General features: G+C 69.4%; 15 protein-coding genes. 9 read left to right on the top strand and 6 right to left on the bottom strand.

Annotated elements, in window-relative coordinates; translation table 11 throughout:
• Nucleotides 1–91: 91 nt before the first annotated feature.
• Nucleotides 92–1,147, bottom strand: a complete 1,056-nt coding sequence (locus OG558_RS33995) for a P1 family peptidase (RefSeq protein WP_405066634.1) — start codon at nt 1,145–1,147, stop codon at nt 92–94.
• Nucleotides 1,148–1,204: 57 nt separating this feature from the next.
• Between OG558_RS33995 and OG558_RS33990 the strand changes: the two genes are divergently transcribed.
• Nucleotides 1,205–1,714 carry a DUF2087 domain-containing protein gene (locus tag OG558_RS33990; RefSeq protein WP_405066633.1) on the top strand — a complete coding sequence of 170 codons (510 nt, stop codon included), beginning with the start codon at nt 1,205–1,207 and terminating at the stop codon, nt 1,712–1,714.
• Between the two features lie 15 nt (nt 1,715–1,729).
• On the opposite strand, the gene OG558_RS33985 is transcribed toward OG558_RS33990, so the two are convergent.
• Entirely contained in the window at nt 1,730–4,453 is a 2,724-nt protein-coding gene (locus OG558_RS33985) for a GNAT family N-acetyltransferase (RefSeq protein ID WP_405066632.1), read from the bottom strand.
• Nucleotides 4,454–4,496: 43 nt separating this feature from the next.
• On the opposite strand from OG558_RS33985, the gene OG558_RS33980 reads away from it, so the two are divergent.
• Genes OG558_RS33980 through OG558_RS33970 form a run of 3 tightly spaced genes read left to right on the top strand, consistent with a single transcriptional unit; the run spans nt 4,497 to nt 7,549 of the window.
• On the top strand, nt 4,497–5,543 hold the full coding sequence (locus OG558_RS33980; protein WP_405066631.1) for an SLC13 family permease: 1,047 nt from the start codon (nt 4,497–4,499) through the stop codon (nt 5,541–5,543).
• Between the two features lie 10 nt (nt 5,544–5,553).
• Entirely contained in the window at nt 5,554–7,263 is a 1,710-nt protein-coding gene (locus OG558_RS33975) for an AMP-binding protein (RefSeq protein WP_405066630.1), read from the top strand.
• A 37-nt stretch (nt 7,264–7,300) separates the two neighbouring features.
• Nucleotides 7,301–7,549, top strand: a complete 249-nt coding sequence (locus tag OG558_RS33970; protein WP_405066629.1) for a DUF2630 family protein — start codon at nt 7,301–7,303, stop codon at nt 7,547–7,549.
• A gap of 582 nt (nt 7,550–8,131) precedes the next feature.
• On the opposite strand, the gene OG558_RS33965 is transcribed toward OG558_RS33970, so the two are convergent.
• The 4 genes from OG558_RS33965 to OG558_RS33950 form a co-directional block, all read right to left on the bottom strand.
• Nucleotides 8,132–8,554 (bottom strand): TIGR03667 family PPOX class F420-dependent oxidoreductase, encoded by a 423-nt coding sequence (locus OG558_RS33965; protein WP_405066628.1) that lies wholly within the window; start codon nt 8,552–8,554, stop codon nt 8,132–8,134.
• Between the two features lie 16 nt (nt 8,555–8,570).
• Nucleotides 8,571–8,972: a CoA-binding protein gene (locus tag OG558_RS33960; RefSeq protein WP_405066627.1), complete on the bottom strand. Its 402-nt coding sequence runs from the start codon at nt 8,970–8,972 to the stop codon at nt 8,571–8,573.
• Between the two features lie 87 nt (nt 8,973–9,059).
• Entirely contained in the window at nt 9,060–9,713 is a 654-nt protein-coding gene (locus OG558_RS33955) for a response regulator (protein ID WP_405066626.1), read from the bottom strand.
• Nucleotides 9,695–10,984, bottom strand: a complete 1,290-nt coding sequence (locus OG558_RS33950; protein WP_405066625.1) for a sensor histidine kinase — start codon at nt 10,982–10,984, stop codon at nt 9,695–9,697. The genes OG558_RS33955 and OG558_RS33950 overlap by 19 nt, the downstream gene beginning before the upstream one ends.
• Nucleotides 10,985–11,092: 108 nt before the next feature.
• Between OG558_RS33950 and OG558_RS33945 the strand changes: the two genes are divergently transcribed.
• From OG558_RS33945 to OG558_RS33925, 5 genes are all read left to right on the top strand, one after another.
• Nucleotides 11,093–11,860, top strand: coding sequence for an ABC transporter ATP-binding protein (locus OG558_RS33945; protein ID WP_405066624.1), 768 nt, complete (start codon nt 11,093–11,095; stop codon nt 11,858–11,860).
• Entirely contained in the window at nt 11,860–13,797 is a 1,938-nt protein-coding gene (locus OG558_RS33940) for an FtsX-like permease family protein (RefSeq protein ID WP_405066623.1), read from the top strand. Before OG558_RS33945 ends, OG558_RS33940 begins: the two co-directional genes overlap by 1 nt.
• Nucleotides 13,798–14,051: 254 nt before the next feature.
• A complete protein-coding gene (locus OG558_RS33935; RefSeq protein WP_405066622.1) occupies nt 14,052–16,502 on the top strand; it encodes a DNA topoisomerase (ATP-hydrolyzing) subunit A in 2,451 nt (816 codons plus the stop codon).
• Nucleotides 16,503–16,507: 5 nt separating this feature from the next.
• Nucleotides 16,508–17,215 carry an LppX_LprAFG lipoprotein gene (locus OG558_RS33930; RefSeq protein ID WP_405066621.1) on the top strand — a complete coding sequence of 236 codons (708 nt, stop codon included), beginning with the start codon at nt 16,508–16,510 and terminating at the stop codon, nt 17,213–17,215.
• Nucleotides 17,212–18,906, top strand: coding sequence for an MFS transporter (locus tag OG558_RS33925; protein WP_405066620.1), 1,695 nt, complete (start codon nt 17,212–17,214; stop codon nt 18,904–18,906). The genes OG558_RS33930 and OG558_RS33925 overlap by 4 nt, the downstream gene beginning before the upstream one ends.
• The last annotated feature ends 43 nt before the right edge of the window (nt 18,907–18,949 follow it).

Here is an 18,949-nt window from a genome sequence, read left to right as displayed (position 1 = left end):
GGGCGGCGCCTCGGATCATCGGCCCGCGGACCGGTCTTACCGTCGTCTTCCGGCGCCTTTCGCCATCCGCGCGTACGACCGGGGTCGTACGTCAGTCGGTCCGGAAGGCAGAGGGATAGGCGTCGCGATAGCTGGGGATCGTGCCGGCCGAGGTCTCCACCGACTCGGCGTTGAGCATCGCGTGCACGATCGCGCGGGACAGCGTCCGGGCACCGGCCGCGTAGACCATCTCCAGTTGCCCGATCGCCGTCGGATCCGTGACACTCAGCCGCGGCCCGTCGTCGGTACGGGTCGACAAGGCGAAGATGCTGTCGCCGTCGACCAGCGCGTGGATCGGGTCGATCGCCCGGGCCAGCCCGTCGTGCGCGACCATCGCCATCCGCCGTGTCGCCGCCTTGTCCATTGGTACGTCGGTCGCCAGCACCGCGATCACGGTGTTCATCGGCGGCCCGGGGATCAGGTTGCGTCCGGGTGCGGCCGGCGGAGGCGGTTCGGTGGGAGTCCGCAAGTGGGCGAACTCGTCGGCGAGGCCGTAGCGGGCGCCGTACAGGTTGCCGTCGGCATCGACCGTCGATCCGGCCGCGTTCACGATCACCAGCGCGCCGACCGTCGTACCGTCATCCAGCCGGACACTGGCCGAGCCGACGCCGCCTTTGAGCGACCGGGCGCGGGCCCCGGCGCCGGCGCCATGGTTGCCTAGGGCAACCGGACCGTCGGTGGCGACCGCGATCGCCTGGGCGCCCCAGTCCGGCTCGGGCCGGGCCTGGAAGTCACCGCCGCGGCCGAGGTCGAAGATCACCGCGGTCGGCACGATCGGGACCACGTCCTTGTCGCCCTGCCCGACCCGGACGCCCTCACCGCGCTCCTCGAGCCAGCGCATCACGCTGCCGGCCGTGTCCAGCCCGTACGCGCTGCCGCCGGTCAGCACGATCGCGTTCACCCCCGCGTTGGAGTTCACCGGCTCGAGCAGATCCGTCTCCCGCGTCCCCGGCGCGCCACCGCGGACGTCGACACCGGCGACCGCTGTGGCCGGCAGATGGACGACCGTCGTACCGGTCAGGTACGGCGCATCGACGCGCTCGACCTGACCGACCAGGACTCCAGGGACATCGGTGATCGCGTTCTGCGGACCCGGCTGCATCGTCATGGTGAATGTCTAACACCCGGGCGAAATCCGGTTGCGGGCGACATTAGCGTGGATGCCATGAACGCCGATCAGCTCTGTGGTCTGCTCGCGGAACCGTCGAGGCTGCGGACGTACTCCGCCGTCGTCCTCGGCGCGACGACTCCGGATCAGGTTGCCGGCAGCACCGGACTCCCCGCGCCGGTCGTCGTCAAGGCGCTCCAGCGGCTGACCAAGGGTGGGCTGATCACGGCTGCCGGCGACGGTCTGCAGGCCGACGAGGCGGCGTTCAAGGACGCGGTCCGGGAGAGTCGCCCGGAGCGGGTGCCGCTCGACCCCGATCCGGACCGCGACGGCGTCCTCAGGTCGTTCATCCGGGACGGCCGGCTGACGCACTTCCCGACCTATCCGGAGAAGCTCCGGATCGTCCTGGAGTACCTGGTCACCAGCTTCGAGCCCGGGCGCAGTTACCCGGAGCCGGAGGTGAACGAGATCCTCAACCGGTGGCACCCGGACCACGCCGCCCTCAGGCGCGAGCTCGTCGAGGCGCGCCTGCTCGATCGCGCCAGCAGCATCTACACGCGCCGGTAGTGTCGCGCGCTGCCGTCAGGTGAGTCGGCGGGCGGACGTGTCCTGGCGGGGCTTCTCGTTGGGAGCGATCCGGATGCTCGTGTCGAGCACTGTCGCGCCCTGCGCGGCGGCCAGCACCGAACGAAGGTCCAGCCGGACGACTTCCTCGAGGTCGAGGGTCAGCCGGGAGACGCGGTGCAGCAGGGCCTCGATCGCGGGGATGTCCACCGGGTCGGAGCCCCGGTAGCCGTAGAGCAGCGGAGCCGCGCGCACCTCGCGGACCATCTCCGCGGCATCGCGGGTCGTGAGTGGCGGCATCCGGTACGAGCGGTCGCCCAGCAAGTCGGTCGCGACACCGGTCAGGCCGAAGGTGACGACCGGACCGAAGGACACGTCCTCCAACGCCGAGATGACCACCGGCACGCCGGGTGGCGCCATCTTCTGGACGACGAACTGCGCCCGGGCGGGATCCGACGCGACACCGAACATCTGCGTCATCTCCGCCCAGGCCGCGCGCATATCGTCCTCGTCGTGGATGTGCCGCCAGATGTCGGCCAGGTCCGGCCGCATCCGCCACTGCTCGGCGGTCGCCTTCAGGATCACCTCGTAGCCGAGGTCCGCGGCCCGTGCGACCGCCTCGTCCGCACTCAGCACCGGGAACGCCGGCAGCACCGGGATCCCGTAGAAGCTGAGCAGCCGATGCCGGTCGGCGTCCTCCAGGTCGGCGCCACTCGGGTGCCGTTGCAGGTACTCCGCGACGAAGTCCTCGGCGCCCGCGGTGTCGATCTCCGGCAGGTCGGGGATCCGGCTGACCGACCGCCGCCGCCACTCGGCGTACTGTGTCGCCTTCGCCAGTGCGCCGACGGCGTACTGCGGATTCAGGAAAGACGGGATCGATCCACGCGCCGCGCCACCGTCCGCGTCCGGCACTCGCAGCTCCGCGGGCACGCTGCGGGACGCGAGGAACGTGGACACGACCGGCTTCTTCGAGCCGGCGGCCGCCGCGGCCAGGACCTGTGCGACCTCCGCGCCGTTCGACTGCACCGGTGGCGTGTAGATCACCACGATCGAGTGCACCCGATCGTCGCCGAACACCTCGGACAGCGCCGCGCCGAAGTCCGCCGCGGTCGCGTCCGCGCTGAGGTTCCGCGGCTCGCCGGCGACCTCCAGGCCGCAACTGGCCATCGTGTCCAGGGCGAGCAGGGTCAAGGCGTCGGAGTTGCTGACGATCGCGACCCGGCGTCCCTTCGGCAGCGGCTGGTGCGCGAGCAACTGGGCGACGTCGAACAGTTCGCCGGTGGTGTCCACCCTGATCAGCCCGCTCTGCCGGAACATCGACTCGATCGATGCCGGAGGCAGCTGACTGCGCCGGACCATCTGCCCGACCGGCACGCCCTGCGTGGCCCGGCCCGACTTCAGCGCGACCACCGGCTTCCGCCCGGCCAGCCGCCGCGACACCCGGCTGAACTTGCGCGGATTGCCCAGCGACTCCAGGTACAGCAGCACGACCTCGGTCGCCTCGTCGGAGTACCAGTACTGCATCAGGTCGTTGCCCGAGACATCGGCCCGGTTCCCGGCCGACACGAAACTCGACAACCCCAGGCCACGCCCGGCCATGTCGGCCAGGATCGGCACGCCGAGCGCACCGGACTGGCAGAAGAACGCGACCCGGCCGCGGCTGGGCATCACCGGCGAGAGCGTCGCGTTCAGCTCGACTCCCGGCGCAGTGTTGATCACCCCGAGCGCGTTCGGCCCGATCACCCGCATCCCGTAGGACCGGGCCAGGCCAACCAGGTACCGCTGCCGCTTCCGCCCTTCGTCCCCGATCTCGGCGAACCCGCTCGATATCACGACCAGCCCGCGCACGCCCTTGGCCGCGCAGTCCAGGATGACGTCGGCCACCATCTCCGCCCGGACGGCGACCACGGCCAGATCGACCGTGTCCTCGACCTCGCGGATCGTCGGGTACGCCGGTACGCCCTCGATCTCGTCCGCCTTCGTATCGGTGTTGACGGCGTACAACCGGCCCGGGAAGCCACCGTCGCGCAGGTTGCGCAGCAGCGCGTTCCCGATCGTGCCCTCACGCCGGCTGGCACCGATCAGCGCGACGCTCGACGGCGTCAGCAACCGCGCGATCGAGAGCGCCTCGGACCGCTGCTCCCGGGCCTGCATCACCCCGAACGACGTGTCGGTCGGCGCGATGTCGAACTCGACCACGATCACGCCGTCCTCGAACTCGCGGGCGACCTTGTAGCCGGCCTCGGTGAAGACCGTGATCATCTTCCGGTTGTCCGGCAGTACCTCGGCGACGAACCGGGCGATGCCGTTCTCCCGGGCCGCCTGCGCCAGGTGCTCGAGCAGGAGTTGCCCCAGCCCGCGGCCCTGGTGCGCGTCCTCGATCAGGAACGCGACCTCCGCCGTACGCCGTCCGGTCCGCTCGTACCGCCCGACGCCGATCATCTCGTCACCGACGGTCACAATCAGCGCCAGCCGATCGTGGTAATCGACCTGTGTGAACCTCGCCACGTCCCGATCGGACAATTGTGGGTACGGGGCGAAGAAGCGGTAGTACTTGGACTGCTCGGACACCCGGGCGTAGAAGGCCACCATCAGGTCCGCGTCGGCGGGCGCGATCGGCCGGAGATGCGCGGTAGCACCGTCCCGCAGTACGACGTCCGCCTCGAGGTCGCCCGGATAGCCGGACGGGTGGTGCGGGTCATACTGGGCCGGTTGCTGCGGGTCCTCGTCCGGCGGGGTCACCTGGTCAGCCTACTCAAAACAGTCTGGTAGAAGGTGGTGAATTTTGGTCGCGCGGATCGCGCCCGTACTGGTCTTCCTGATCGCCGTGACCGTCATCGCCGAACTGGCCGACAAGGCCAAGCTGTTCGAGGTCGCCGCCCGGGAAGCCGCTCACCTCGCGCGCGGCCGGGTCTGGCGGTTGTGGCTCCTCGTAGTCGCGCTGGCGACAGGGCTCACCATCGTGCTGTCTCTGGACACCTGCGCGGTCCTGCTGACCCCCGTTGTGCTCGCGATGGCCCGGCAGCTCGACATCCCGCCGAAGCTGTTCGCGTTCACCACCGTCTGGCTGGCCGCCACCGCATCGCTGCTACTCCCGGTGTCCAACCTCACGAACCTGCTCGCCCTGCACCAGTTCCACCGGTTGGACGTCTCGTACCTCGCGGTGAGCTGGCGACCCGCGATCGCCGCGATCCTGATCACGGTCGCCGTGCTGGCCGTCCTGTTCCACCGCGATCTGCGCCGGACGTACGTCGTACCGCCGACGCCGGAGGTGGACGACAAGGTGCTGTTCTGGGGCTCGGCAGGTGTCTGCGTGCTGCTCGGTCCGGCGTTCGTGTCCGGGATCGAGGTCGCCTGGCCGGCCAGTGTGGGCGCGATCATCCTGGTCGTGCTGTTCGCGGTCCGGCGGCGGAGCGCGCTGCGGTGGTCGCTGATCCCGGCCAGGCTGGTGATCGGAGTGGTCGTGCTGTTCGCCTTCGTCGCGTTCCTCACCGATCACGGCCTGGAGGATCTGCTCCGCCGAGTCGCCGGGACCACCTCGGACCTGCGGCTCAGTGCAACCGGGGCGGTCGGTAGCAACCTGTTCAACAACCTCCCGGCGTACCTGGCGATGGAGCCGGTCGCCTCCAGCGACCCGCACCGGATGATGGCTCTGCTGATCGGCGTGAACTGCGGCTGCCTTCTGACCCTGTGGGGGTCGCTCGCGACGCTGCTCTGGCGGTCCCGCTGCGACGCCGCCCGCGTCGACATTTCGTGGTGGTCGTTCCTGTGGCGCGGCATGATCCTGACGCCGCTCGTCGTTGCGGGATCCGTTCTCGTACTGAATGGGTAATGTGCGGGACATGGCTACGGAGCAGAGCACTTCGGACGTCACGCGGGAGTTCCGGGAGGCGCGGGATTTCCTGGTCGCGCATCGGGAGGACTACGAGACGGCGTACCGGGACTTCAACTGGCCGTCGTTCGACCGGTTCAACTGGGCCCGCGACTGGTTCGACGCGCTCGCGGTCGAGCAGCCCGAGGTCGCCGCGCTGACGATCGTCGAGGAGGACGGCGAGGTCAACTCGCGCACGTACGCCGAGATGGCCGAGCGATCCCGCAAGGTCGCCGGCTGGCTCACCGCGGCCGGGCTGAAGCCGGGCGACCGGGTGCTGATCGTCCTCGGCAACACCGTCCCGCTCTGGGAGGTCCTGCTCGGCTGCATCCGCGCCGGCGCCGTGATGATCCCCGCGACCACGCTGCTCACCGATGCCGACCTGGCGGACCGGATCACCCGCGGCGGCGTCCGGGCCGTGGTCACGAGTAGCTCCGAGGCCGGCCGGTACGCCGGGATCGCGGACCACTGCATCCGCGTCGCCATCGGCACGCCGGTCGAGGGTTGGCTGCACTACGACGACTTTGCTTCGTACGACGGACCCGTGCCGGAAGTGGATACCGCCGCTGACGACTCGCTGCTGCTGTACTTCACCTCGGGGACGACGAGCCAGCCCAAGCTGGTCGAACACACCCAGGTCAGCTACCCCGTCGGCCACCTGTCAACGATGTACTGGATCGGACTCCAGCCCGGCGACGTCCATCTGAACGTCTCCTCCCCCGGCTGGGCGAAGCACTCCTGGAGCAACGTCTTCGCGCCGTGGAACGCCGGAGCGACCGTCTTCCTGTACAACTACACGCGCTTCGACGCCGAGAAGATGCTGCAGGTCCTGCAGACGTACGGCGTGACGACCTTCTGCGCACCACCGACGGTCTGGCGGATGCTCATCCAGGCCGATCTGTCCGCGGTGAAGGTCCAGATCCGGGAGTGCATCTCGGCCGGTGAGCCGCTCAACCCCGAGGTGATCGAGCAGGTCCGGAACGCGTGGGACATCACCATCCGGGACGGGTACGGCCAGACCGAGACGACCGCCCAGATCGGCAACCCGCCGGGTCAGCCGGTCAAGCTCGGGTCCATGGGCCGACCGCTGCCCGGATACTCGATCGCGCTGCTCGACCCGGCCACCGACGAGATCGGCGACGACGGTGAGATCTGTATCGAGCTCGCGCCCGCGCCGGTCCCGCTGATGCGCGGCTACCGCGACGCCCGCGAGCTGACCCAGGAGGTCATGCGTGGCGGTTTCTACCACACCGGCGACGTCGCGAGCCGGGACGAGGACGGCTACATCACCTATGTCGGACGCTCGGACGACGTGTTCAAGGCCAGCGACTACCGGATCTCGCCGTTCGAGCTGGAGTCGGTGCTGATCGAGCATCCGGCGGTCGCCGAGGCAGCCGTCGTACCGTCGCCGGATCCGGTCCGGCTCGCCGTCCCCAAGGCGTACGTCGTCCTCGCGGCCGGCCACGAACCGTCGCGCGAGCTGGCCGGCGAGATCCTGCGGTTCTGCCGGGAGCACCTGGCGTCGTACAAGCGGATCCGGCGGATCGAGTTCGCCGAGCTGCCGAAGACGATCTCCGGCAAGATCCGGCGGGTCGAGTTGCGCGCGGACGAGGCCGCGAAGGTGGCGAGTGGCTCCGAAACCCAGTACGCGTACGACGAGGCCGACTTCAAGGAAGCCTGACCCCGGGCGGACTGGAGCACGGGCGTACCGTTTCCTCATGACCGATGACAAGAGCCTCCTCAGCCGGATCGACGAGCTGGTCGCCGAGGAGAAGGAGCTGCGCACCAGGCATGCCGCCGGCCAGATCACCGACACCGACGAGCACGCGCGCCTGCAGGCCCTCGAGGTCGAGCTCGACCAGTGCTGGGACCTGCTCCGCCAGCGCCGCGCCAAGCGCGAGTACGGCGAGAACCCTGACACCGCCCAGCCCCGCTCCGCCGACACCGTCGAGGGCTACCTCAACTGACCCACAAGACCATTCCGGGATTCCGTTAAATCGTCCCTCTCCCCTCGTGATTCAGGGAGAGAAGGGCTCTCTCGCTCGATGTGCGGGTGATTGTCGGCAGGGTGTGCTGGTCGGGATAGGGGCGATGTCCGGGGTGGGCAGGGCGGAGGCTGTGCCGGGCGAGAGGTGTGCCGAGGCTGGACCGGGCGGTACCGGCGCGCTTGTTCTGCGCGGATCGGTCAACGTCTGGTGACCTGGGACAGGTCGTGGTGGGCCAAGACAGGCAATACCTTGTGCCCACCCACCACGAACCGTCCCAACCCACCGCTTCCGGCCCCAGCCCACCTGTGCCCACCCACCACGACCTGTCCCCGCCCACCACAACGTGTCCCAACCCACCAATGACCTGTCCCACCCACCACGACCTATCCCCACCCACCGGTTCCGATCCCTGGCCGGCGCTGTGTGGCGGCCAGGGCAGGTCCCGAGGGCCCGCCAGTCGCGCGCATATCCCCTCGAGTTGTGGGTTCTCTGCTGGTACACCAAGGGAGAACCCGCCAGTCGCACGGATATGCCCTCGAATGCACCTGGGCCAGCGGGTGGTCAGAAGCCGCGGAGGTTGTCCGGGGTGATCCGGACCAGGACCGAGTAGCTCGCGTGGAACTGGTCCGGGGTCATCCCGAGCCGGCTGATGTCGTCGGCGTACTTCGCGTTGTAGGCCGCGAGCTCCTCGGGAGTCAGACCGTTGTCGTCGATCGCGGCGTCGCCGGTGAGTACGCCGACCTCACCGCCGGTGTGGGTCGCGTTGAAGTTCAGCGAGACTCGCGGGCGCGAGACGACGTGCTGCACCTTCGCGGTGCCAGGCTGGCTGCTGACCAGGATCTGGCCGTCGCGCCAGAGGTACCAGACCGGTTTGGGGGCCGGCGTACCGGACTTGGCGACCGTGGTCAGCCAGAGCACCTTCTCGTCGTCCAGCTGCCGGGCGATCCGCTTGCCGAAGTCGCTTGACGTGTCGATCGTGAACATCAGGCCCCTTAAGGTCTCAGGAAGGCCCCAGCCGCCCCCACTCGATCGCCGGGCAGTGGTTCATCACCATGGCCAGGCCTGCCGCGGTCGTGCGTGTGTAGGCGTCCGGATCCACTACACCGAGCTGGAACCACACTGCCTTCGCGTTGATTCCCACCGCCTGGTCCGCGATGTCACCGGCCAGGTCTGACCGGACGAACACGTCCACGCAATCGACCGGGAACGGGATGTCCGCGAGCGTCGCGTACCCCTGCTCGCCGTGCACGGACTCCGCCGACGGATGCACGGGCACGATCCGCTTCCCGTGCCCCTGCAGGAACCGCGCCACGCCGTACGCCGCCCGGCTGGTGTTGTTCGACAGCCCGACGACAGCCCACGTCTGGCAGTCCGCCAGAATCTTCCGGATATCACTGTCCATGCCTCTACCCTCCCCCACCACCCAAGCAGTTACGTCCGAAGATCCGAGCGCTATAGGCCACAGTTCTTCGGACGCAAGCGACAGGTGTCAGCTGCGCAGGTAGGTCAGGACGGCCGAGACCCTGCGATCCAGCCCGTCGTCCAGCTGTAGCTTCGCGAAGATGTTCCCCACGTGCTTGCGTACGGCGGCCTCACTCACGACCAACTGCGCTGCGATCGACGCGTTCACCCGACCCTCGGCCATCAGCGCGAGCACCTCCAGCTCACGCGGGGTGAGTGCGGCGAGCGGGCCGTCGTTCCGCCGCCGGGCGAGCAGTTGCCGGACCACCTCGGGGTCGACCACCGTCCCGCCGTCCGCGACCCGGTCCAGCGACTCGAGGAACTCGGTGACGTGACCGACCCGGTCCTTCAGCAGGTACCCGATCCCACCGGTCGTTGTCTCGAGCAACGACGAGAGGTACGCGTCGGCGACGTACTGCGACAGCACCAGGATCCCGATCGACGGCAGCTCGGCCCGGATCGCCGCGGCCGCCCGCAGGCCCTCGTCACTGTGCCCCGGCGGCATCCGCACGTCGGTGATCACGACGTCCGGCGGCTCCTTGCGTACGACGGCCAGCAGCGTGTCCGCATCCCCAACGGTGTCGCGTACTTCGTGCCCGGCGCGGTCCAGGATGCTGGCCAGTCCCTCCCGCAGCAGCAGTGAGTCTTCGGCCAGCACGATGCTCAGTCGCCGAGTCGGCACGGGCACTCCATCCGCAGTCGGGTCGGCCCACCGGGCGGGCTGTCGACGACGAGTGTGCCTCCCAAGGCGTCCAACCGCGTGACCAGTCCGGTGAGTCCCGTCCCCGCACCGACCTTCGCGCCCCCGATCCCGTCGTCCGTCACGGTCACGATCAGCTGATCCCGCTCGACCCGGCCGGTCACCCCGCAGCTCGAAGCCTTGGCGTGCTTCGCCACGTTGGCCAGTGACTCGCTGACGACGAAGTACGCCGCCGCCTCGATCGGCGGCGGCAACCGTGACGGCAAGGCCAGCTGCACCGTCACCGGCAACGGACTCCGATCCGCTACCTCGCGTACGGCGGCCTCCAGCCCGTGGTCGACGAGCACGCGTGGATGGATCCCCCGGACCGCCTCGCGCAGATCTGCCAGCGCCGCCTCGGCCTCTGAGTGGGCCTTCACCACCAACCGCCGGCCCTCCCCCTCGGGCAAGTCGAGCTCGGCCAGCCCGAGCGTCATCGTGAGTCCAACCAGGCGCTGCTGGACGCCGTCGTGCAGATGCCGCTCGATCCGCACCCGCTCGGTCTCGAACGCGTCGACCAGATCGAGCCGGGACCTGCGCAGCTCGGCGACGTTGCGCTGCAGTTCTTCCTGCCGGGGACCGAGCATCGCCTTCGCCAGTGACGCCTCGGCACCGGCCACGACGCCGACCAGGTAGGAGCTGACCACGAAGAACGGCGGACCGAAGGCGACCAGGAAGATGAGACCCTCCCCTGCGGTATCCAGGGTCCACGGACCCATGCCCATCTGCTCGCTGTTGGCGATGACCGGCGCGGCCAAGGTGATCGCGAGGGTCGTCGCGCAGATCCCGGCGATCAACGCGCTGAGCGGCCAGATGAAGACGCCCAGCACGAAGCCGTACCCGAGGGCGCGCAGGGACGCCTGCTCACGGCGCCGGAACTTCAGCTTCTCCCGCCTTCTGAGCGCGGACGGCATGGTCGCGTGCGGACTGCTGATGCCGTCGATCAGCACCAGGCGGGCGCGCCACCGCTCGACCCGGCCGATCAGGACGCCGAGGAGCGGGAAGGCGGTGAGCAGCAGGACGCCGATCAGGATCGGGCTCAGTACGGCGCCGGCCGCCGCGGCACCGATCAGAACGCCGATCGTCAGCACACCCACCGGCACCGACGTGAACAGGTAGGCGTAGCTCCGCCACGGCCACGACGACACCAGGAACCGCGGCGACGCCAACGCGGCCCACGACGTCACTGGCCGCGTCGTTGGGGAGCTGTTCACGTGCCAACCCTAGGTGGCGGACGGCGCGCGGGACGGTAGCGTGCGCGCTACTCCGGGTGTCCTCCGTAGGCCAGGGTGCGGAGCGGCGTACGGCGGTTGGCTGGGACCATGACCGCTACCGCGCCGACGTACCCGAGCGTCGTACCCACCGAGCCGCCGGCTCTGCTGCTGGACGGCATCACCAAGACCTACCGCTCCAAGGCCGGAGCGGTCGACGCGCTGCGAGGCGTGACCTACCACTTCGCCAGGGGCTCGTTCACGGCCGTGATGGGAGCGTCCGGCTCCGGTAAGTCCACTCTGCTGCAGTGCGCCGCCGGACTCGACCAACCGACCAACGGCACCGTCGTACTCGGCGGTGTGACCCTGAGCGGACTCAACGAGGTCGCACTCACCAAACTGCGCCGGGCTGAGATGGGCTTCGTGTTCCAGGCCTACAACCTGCTGCCCTCGCTCACCGTGTACGACAACGTGGCGCTACCGCTGCGGCTGACCGGTCGCCGGCCGAGCAGCGGCGAGGTGAACCGCGTGCTGGACCAGGTCGGGCTGCAGGGCAAGGCCAAGCGGCGGCCCGCCGAGTTGTCCGGCGGTCAGCAGCAGCGGGTCGCGATCGCGCGGGCTTTGATCACCCGGCCGTCGGTCTTCTTCGCCGACGAGCCGACCGGAGCCCTGGACAGCGGGACCAGCCGGCAGATCCTCACGTTGTTGCGTGAGGCAACCGACCGCGCCGGGCAGACCGTGGTGATGGTCACCCACGACCCGGTCGCGGCCGCGTACGCCGAGCGTGTGCTGTTCCTGTCCGACGGCCTGCTCGCGGGCCACCTCGACCGCGGTACGCCGGCCCAGATCGCCGCCGCCATGAGTGACCTGGAGCGGTGATGTTCTATCTCAGCCGGCAGACCGTCAGCCGCCATCGGTCCTTGTACGCGGGCTCGTTCGTGGCATTGGCCGTCGGCGTGTTCCTGCTCGGTCTGGCGGCGACAGCCACGGCCGCCACGATCGCCTACCACGGGCCGGCCGCGGCGAAGATCGTCGTGACCACACTCGGCGGTGACGACGCTGCGCCCCGGCAGGTCAGCGTGCCGATGTCCGACGCCGACGTGTCCGGGCTGCAGACGGTACTCAGTCTGGTCGGTGTGATCTGCGGGTTCATCACGATCTTCGTCATCGCGAGTACGTTTGCCTTCGCGGTTGCGTCCCGGCGACGCGAGCTCGGGCTACTGCGGCTGATCGGCGCGACACCGGGACAGATCCGGCGGATGGTTCTCGGCGAGGCGCTGGTCGTCGCGCTGGCGGCGTCGCTCACGGGCGCGGTCATGGCCCAACTGGCGACACCGTTGCTCTTGCGGAAGGCGTCGTACACGGAGCTGGCACCGGTGAGGCTCGAGCCGGCGTCACCGTGGGTGCCGTTGTCGATCGCGGTGGGGGCTGGGCTTCTGGTCGCGATGCTCGGCGCCCGGTCCGCAGCTCGGCGGGCCGGCCGGGTCGGTCCGATCGACGCGCTGCGGGAGGCGGCGTTGGAGCCGCCGCGGATCGGGCCGGTGCGGGTCGTCTTCGGGCTGCTGTTCATGGGCGGGGCGATCGTGATGCTGACGCTCATCCGGCCGTCGACGGGTGAGGGCGTCGTACCGCTGGCGATGTTCACGCCGATGGTGATGGTGATCGCGCTGACGTTGCTCGCGCCACTCGTGGTCCCATGGATCAGCCGGCTGTGGGCGCTGCCACTGGTCGCCTGGACGCGCGTGTCCGGGCGGCTCGCCCGGAGCAACGTGGTCGCCGCGCCCAGGCGCAGCGCATCGCTCGCGGCACCGATTCTGTCCATCTCCGCGATCGCCGGTTCGATGGTCCTCAGCCTCAGCTTCGCCGCCGACAGCGCCGCCGCCACCATCCGCGACACCCTCCGCGCCCCCGTCGTCGTGACTGAGGCGGCAGATCTCTCCAGAGTCCCTGGTGTGGGTACGGTCGACGCCGGGCTGCCGCTGCAGTTGGTCCGGATCAGCCGGGACGACGCCCAACTCGAGGACGCCGAGGGTATCGATCCGGCGATCGCCACCAGGACCCGCGACCTGACGCCGCTGTCCGGCGACCTCGACCACCTGACCGGCAATACCGTTGCCATCAGCAAGGAAATGTCCAGCCTCGAGCACTACCGGGTCGGCGGCGAGATGTCGGTGACGTTCCTGGACAAGACCGCCGCCAAGCTGAAGATCGTCGCGATCGTCCCGGACGCCATGGGAGTGAACCCGTCGCTGCTGATCCCGCTGGACGTCGCCCGCAAGCACGCACCGACCGCCAAGCCCGACCATCTGTTCGTGCTACCGGCCGATGGCGTGGACCCAGCGTCGCTGGTCAGCACGATCGATCACGCCGTACCAGCCGCGGACTGGGAAGCGGAGCAGGCTGACGGTGTCCGCAAGGGGAACCAGTTCGGCCTCATCCTGCTGCTCGGTCCAGCCGCTCTCTACAGCGCGATCGCGATCGCCAACACGCTGCTGATGGGGAGTCTGCAGCGGCGGCACGAGTTCGTCACGTCGCGGCTGCTCGGGGCGACGCCGGCGCAGATTCGCCGGATGGTGCTGTGGGAGTCGTCGCTGGTCGGTGCGGTGGCGCTCACGCTCGGTACGGCGATCACCGTGACGGTCGGGATCCTGATCCGGCACGCGATGACGTCGGGGGTGGCCGACGTACCCGTCACCGTGCCGTGGGCGGTTCTGCTGGGGATCGCGGGAATCTGTCTGGGCCTGGCGGTAGGGTCCGCTCTGGCCCCGACGACGTACATCCTGCGCCGGTCGCAGCCGTCCGCGGCGGTGGAGTAGACCGGTATCGGGCGCTTCGACCACCACGCGGGCGGGTCGTGGCCCCGGTCATGGGGCCTCCCGTCCTGGACTGAGGAGCGTAGGGAGCGAAGCGACTGAAGCGACGAAGGAAGGACGGGAGTTACAGCCCCATGACCCGCCGCGCCGGAGGCGTGGCCGTTCGTACAGAAATCACCGTTCACCAGGGACAATGGGTGCGGCGCCGGACCGTCGCGGCGCCGGACCGGTTTTGATCGAGGAGTTCGCAGACCCGCATGGCACGCCGTAGCAGCACCACCGCTGAGCCCGAGGACTTCGAGGAGCGCATCCTCGACGTCGATGTCTCCGACGAGATGCGCTCCAGCTACCTGGAGTACGCCTACTCGGTCATCTACGCCCGGGCGCTGCCCGACGCGCGGGACGGGCTGAAACCCGTCCAGCGGCGGATCCTGTTCTCGATGGCGGAGAACAACATCCGCCCCGACCGCGGGCACGTGAAGTCGGCCCGCGTCGTCGGTGAGGTGATGGGTAAGTACCACCCGCACGGCGACGGCGCGATCTACGACGCCCTGGTCCGGACCGCGCAGCCGTGGTCGATGCGGGTCCCGCTGATCGACGGCCACGGGAACTTCGGATCTCTGGACGATGGTCCAGCGGCGATGCGATACACGGAATGCCGGATGGCGCCGCCGGCGATGGCGATGACGCAGGGCCTGGACGAGAACGTCGTCGACTTCCGGCCGAACTACGACGGCCAGGAGGAAGAGCCGGCGGTGCTGCCGGCCGCCTTCCCGAACCTGGTGGTCAACGGCGCCACCGGGATCGCGGTCGGGATGGCGACCAACATGGCCCCGCACAACCTGGTCGAGGTGATCCAGGCGCTGCGGCACCTGATCAAGACCCCGACCGCGACCCTGGACGACCTGATGCGGTTCGTCCCCGGCCCGGACCTGCCGACAGGCGGCAAGATCGTCGGCCTGGACGGCATCAAGGACGCCTACGCGACCGGTCGCGGCAGCTTCAAGATGCGCTCCACCGCCCGGATCGAGAACGTCACCCCGCGGCGCAAGGGCATCGTCATCACCGAACTGCCGTACTCCGTCGGCCCGGAGAAGGTGATCGAGAAGATCAAGACCCTGGTCCAGGCGAAGAAGCTGCAGGGCATCGCCGACGTCAAGGACCTGACCGACCGCACCCACGGCACCCAGCTGGTGATCGAGGTCAAGAACGGCTTCGTCCCCGAGGCCCTGCTGGAGCAGCTCTACAAGCTGACCCCGCTCGAGGACGCCTTTCACGTCAACAACGTCTGCCTGGTCGACGGCCAGCCGCGCACCCTCGGGCTCAAGGACCTCCTCGAGGTCTACCTCGACCACCGGTACGACGTGGTCCGCCGGCGCAGCGAGTTCCGCCGGCAGAAGGCGCAGGACCGGCTGCACATCGTCGACGGTCTGCTGATCGCGATCCTCGACATCGACGAGGTCATCCAGATCATCCGCGGCAGCGACGACGCGGCCGAGGCCCGTGGCCGGCTGATCGAGATCTACGACCTGTCCGAGGTGCAGGCCAACTACATCCTCGACATGCCGCTGCGCCGGCTGACGAAGTACTCCAAGCTCGAGCTGGAGACCGAGAAGGGTGAGCTCGAGCGTGAGATCGAGCGGCTGACCGCGATCCTCGAGGACGAGGCGCTGCTGCGCAAGACGGTATCCGACGAGCTGGCCGAGATCGCGAAGACCTACGGCACCCCGCGGCGGACCGTGCTGCTCGAGTCGTCCGGTGCGACCAAGACCGCGGCCGTGCCGCTCGAGGTCAGCGACGACCCGTGCTGGATCCTGATGAGCTCGACCGGCCTGCTCGCGCGGACGAATGGCGTCGAGCCGTTCGGCACCGGTGACACCCGGGCGAAGCACGACGCGATCGTCTCCGCGGTGAAGAGCACGGCGCGTGGTCAGTACGGGCTGATCACCAGCACGGGCCGGCTGATCCGGCTCGAGTCGCTCGATCTGCCCGCCGTACCGACGACCGCGAACGCGCCGAACCTGCAGGGCGGCGCGCCGGTGGCGGAGTTCGTCTCGCTGGAGCCGGGTGAGAAGGCGCTCGCGCTGACCACGATGGATCCCGACTCGATCGGCGTCGCCCTGGGGACGGCGGGCGGCGTGGTGAAGCGCGTCGTACCGGACCACCTGAGCAACCGCGACTCGTGGGAGATCATCCGGCTGAACGACGGCGACGAGGTGATCGGCGCGGTCGAGCTGACCACCGGCGACGAGGAGCTGTGCTTCATCGCGTCGGACGCGCAACTGCTGCACTTCCCGGCGTCAGTGGTTCGGCCGCAGGGGCGGACCGCGGGTGGCATGGCCGGCATCCGGTTGACCGCCGGCGCGAAGGTGGTCTTCTTCGGTGCCGTGAACACCGGTCGCGAGGCGCAGGTCGTGACGATCGCAGGCTCGTCGACGGCACTGCCGGGGACCGAGGTCGGCGCGGTGAAGGTGACGCCGTTCAACGAGTACCCGGGCAAGGGCCGTGGCACCGGTGGTGTGCGGTGCCAGCGGTTGCTGAAGGGTGAGGACGGGCTGCTGCTCGGGTTCATCGGTTCGGCGCCGGTGCGGGCGAGCGCGAGCAGTGGTGCTCCGGTCGAGTTGCCGCCGATCGACATGCGGCGCGACGGTTCCGGCGTACCGGTGGCTCAGCCGATCGCGGCCTGCGCTCCTGATCTGGCAGGCTGACCCCTGTGAAGAGACTGCTCGCGCTCTGCGCGGTGCTCGTGGTAGCGCTGGCGGGCTGCAACGACAAGAAGGACTCCGGCGGGGGCGACGGTCAGTCGGGCGACGATGCGGTCGCGATGCTGACCGCGGCCAAGAAGTCGATCGACGACGCGGCCAGCGTGCACATCGTGCTGACCGGGCGGGACCTGCCGGACAACGCACAGACGCTGGCGAGCGGTGACGGAGTCGCGACCCACGCCCCGGCATTCAAGGGCAAGCTGACGGTCCGTTCGAACGGCGCCCCGATCGACGCCCAGGTGGTGTCGGTCGGCAGCAAGGTCTACGCGAAGCTGTCGTTCACCCCGAGCTACATCGAGCTCCCGCCGTCGCAGTTGGCCGGTCTCGGCGCGCCCGACCCAGCGGTCCTGCTGGACCCGGCGAAGGGCTTGTCGTCGCTGCTGACGGCCGTGAAGGACCCGAAGGTGAAAGGTGAGAGCCGGGACGGAGCGAAGGTCCTGACCGAGGTCACCGGCTCGATCCCGGGCCAGTCCCTGCAGGGCATCTTCCCGAAGGCCCCCGCGGACAAGGACTTCCCCAGCTCGTTCAAGATCGACAAGGACTCCAAGCAACTCGTCTCCGCCACCATCACCGGTCCCTTCTACGGCGACGCCACCAGCAGCTACGACGTCACCCTCGACAAGTACGGCGAGAAGATCGAGATCACCAAGCCGTGAGCTCGTCCGTCGGCCGCCCGACGCCGGTGAGCAACCCGAGGACCCAACTCACCCTGGCCTCCATCGCGGTGGCGTTCGCGGCGGCCGACACGTACGTCGTCGTCCTCGCGCTGCCGGACATGATGGCCGGGGTCGGGCTGTCGGCCGACCAGCTGCAGCGGGCGGCGCCGATCATCTCCGGGTTCCTGCTCGGGTACATCGCGGTGCTCCCGCTGATCGGGCGGATCGCCGATGTGGTCGGGCGGACGCCGGTGCTGGTCGGTGCATTACTGCTGTTCGCGGTCGGCTCGCTGATCACAGCCGGGGCGTACGACCTGCCGCTGGTGGTGACCGGTCGGTTTCTCCAGGGCGTCGGCGGTGGTGGGCTGGTCCCGGCCACGCTGGCCCTGGTGGCGGATCTGTGGCCGGCTGAGCGGCGAGGCCTTCCGCTGGGTGTTGTTGGTGCGGTGCAGGAGCTCGGCTCGGTGCTCGGCCCACTGCTCGGCGCCGCCGTACTGGCGATCGCGGACTGGCGGTACATCTTCTGGCTCAATCTCACCGTCGCTGTCGTGCTGGCCCTGTTGTTGCGCGGATGGCGACCACCGCCTCTGTCCGCGATCATCGGGGTGCTCGCCTGCATTGCACTTGGGCTGACTCTCACCGCGCCCGAGCGGTTGGCAACTGGCGTAACGCTCGGCCTGCCATTCGTGCCGTTCACCGGGTCTTCCCGGCTGCTCACCCCGATCGGAGTCGCCACCCTCGTGCTGGGTCTGCTCTGGCTCGGTCTGGTCGCGTGGCGCAGCCGCGGCCGGATGGGGACTGTGCTGGCCCAGGTCGACCTCGTCGGAGCAGTCCTCCTCGCGCTCGCCCTTGCCGGCGTGGTGCTGGCGTTCGCGACCGCCGACCCCGAGCGTGAGCTGATGTCGCCGGCCGGCCCATGGCTCCTGGTCGCCGCCGCAGTCTTCGCGATCGCGTTCGCGGCCTGGCAGCGCCGTACGACGCGGGCGATCGTGCCGCACGGTCTCCTCGGTGCGCGGCCGGCCTGGGGATCGCTGGTCGTCAGCTTCCTCGTCGGATGTGCGCTGATCGCCGCGCTGGTCGACGTACCCGTGTTCGCCCGCACGACCCAGGGCGGTGGGCAACTGGCCGCCGCTCTGGTGCTGCTGCGGTTCCTGATCGCCCTGCCGGTCGGTGCGGTCGTCGGCGGCTGGCTGACTCGGCGCTATGGCCTCGGCCTGATCACGGGTGCCGGGCTCGCGTTGTCCGGCGCGATGTTTGTGCTCATGGCGTTCTGGAGCCGTACTGCGCTCGATCACTGGCCGGCGACCGTCGTACTCCTGCTCTGCGGCTTCGGCTTCGGACTCGCGCTGTCTCCGGTGAACACCGCCATGCTCGGTGCCACGCCGGCCGACAGTCACGGCCTGGTCAGCGCGCTGGTCGTGGTCGCGCGGATGGTCGGCATGCTGGTCGGGGTGTCCGCCCTCACAGCCATCGGCCTGCGGCGGTACTTCGCGCTCGCCGACGACATCCCCTCCCCGAACGAACTGTGCCCGAAGTCCCCCGGCAACTGCCGCCCGTTCGTCGACGCGCTCCGCGATGCCGCCGTTTCACAAGTTCACACCATCTTCGCCGGCGCCGCCATCAGCGCCTTCCTGGCCGCGCTCCTGGCCGCACTCCTGCTCGGCCGACGTGGCGTTGTGCACACATCCTGATCATCATGAGGGACAGCCGTCTCACCTCGCGTACGGTGATGCT

The organism is Kribbella sp. NBC_01510 (genome assembly GCF_045040325.1).
In the GTDB taxonomy this organism is placed as follows: Bacteria; Actinomycetota; Actinomycetes; order Propionibacteriales; family Kribbellaceae; genus Kribbella.
This window is presented reverse-complemented; position numbering and strand designations above follow the sequence as displayed.

Coding starts and splice junctions, on each gene's coding strand:
- OG558_RS33995 (WP_405066634.1), bottom strand. CDS start 1,147: ATGACGATGCAGCCGGGTCCGCAGAACGCGATCACCGATGTCCCTGGA.
- OG558_RS33990 (WP_405066633.1), top strand. CDS start 1,205: ATGAACGCCGATCAGCTCTGTGGTCTGCTCGCGGAACCGTCGAGGCTG.
- OG558_RS33975 (WP_405066630.1), top strand. CDS start 5,554: ATGGCTACGGAGCAGAGCACTTCGGACGTCACGCGGGAGTTCCGGGAG.
- OG558_RS33970 (WP_405066629.1), top strand. CDS start 7,301: ATGACCGATGACAAGAGCCTCCTCAGCCGGATCGACGAGCTGGTCGCC.
- OG558_RS33965 (WP_405066628.1), bottom strand. CDS start 8,554: ATGTTCACGATCGACACGTCAAGCGACTTCGGCAAGCGGATCGCCCGG.
- OG558_RS33960 (WP_405066627.1), bottom strand. CDS start 8,972: ATGGACAGTGATATCCGGAAGATTCTGGCGGACTGCCAGACGTGGGCT.
- OG558_RS33945 (WP_405066624.1), top strand. CDS start 11,093: ATGACCGCTACCGCGCCGACGTACCCGAGCGTCGTACCCACCGAGCCG.
- OG558_RS33940 (WP_405066623.1), top strand. CDS start 11,860: ATGTTCTATCTCAGCCGGCAGACCGTCAGCCGCCATCGGTCCTTGTAC.
- OG558_RS33935 (WP_405066622.1), top strand. CDS start 14,052: ATGGCACGCCGTAGCAGCACCACCGCTGAGCCCGAGGACTTCGAGGAG.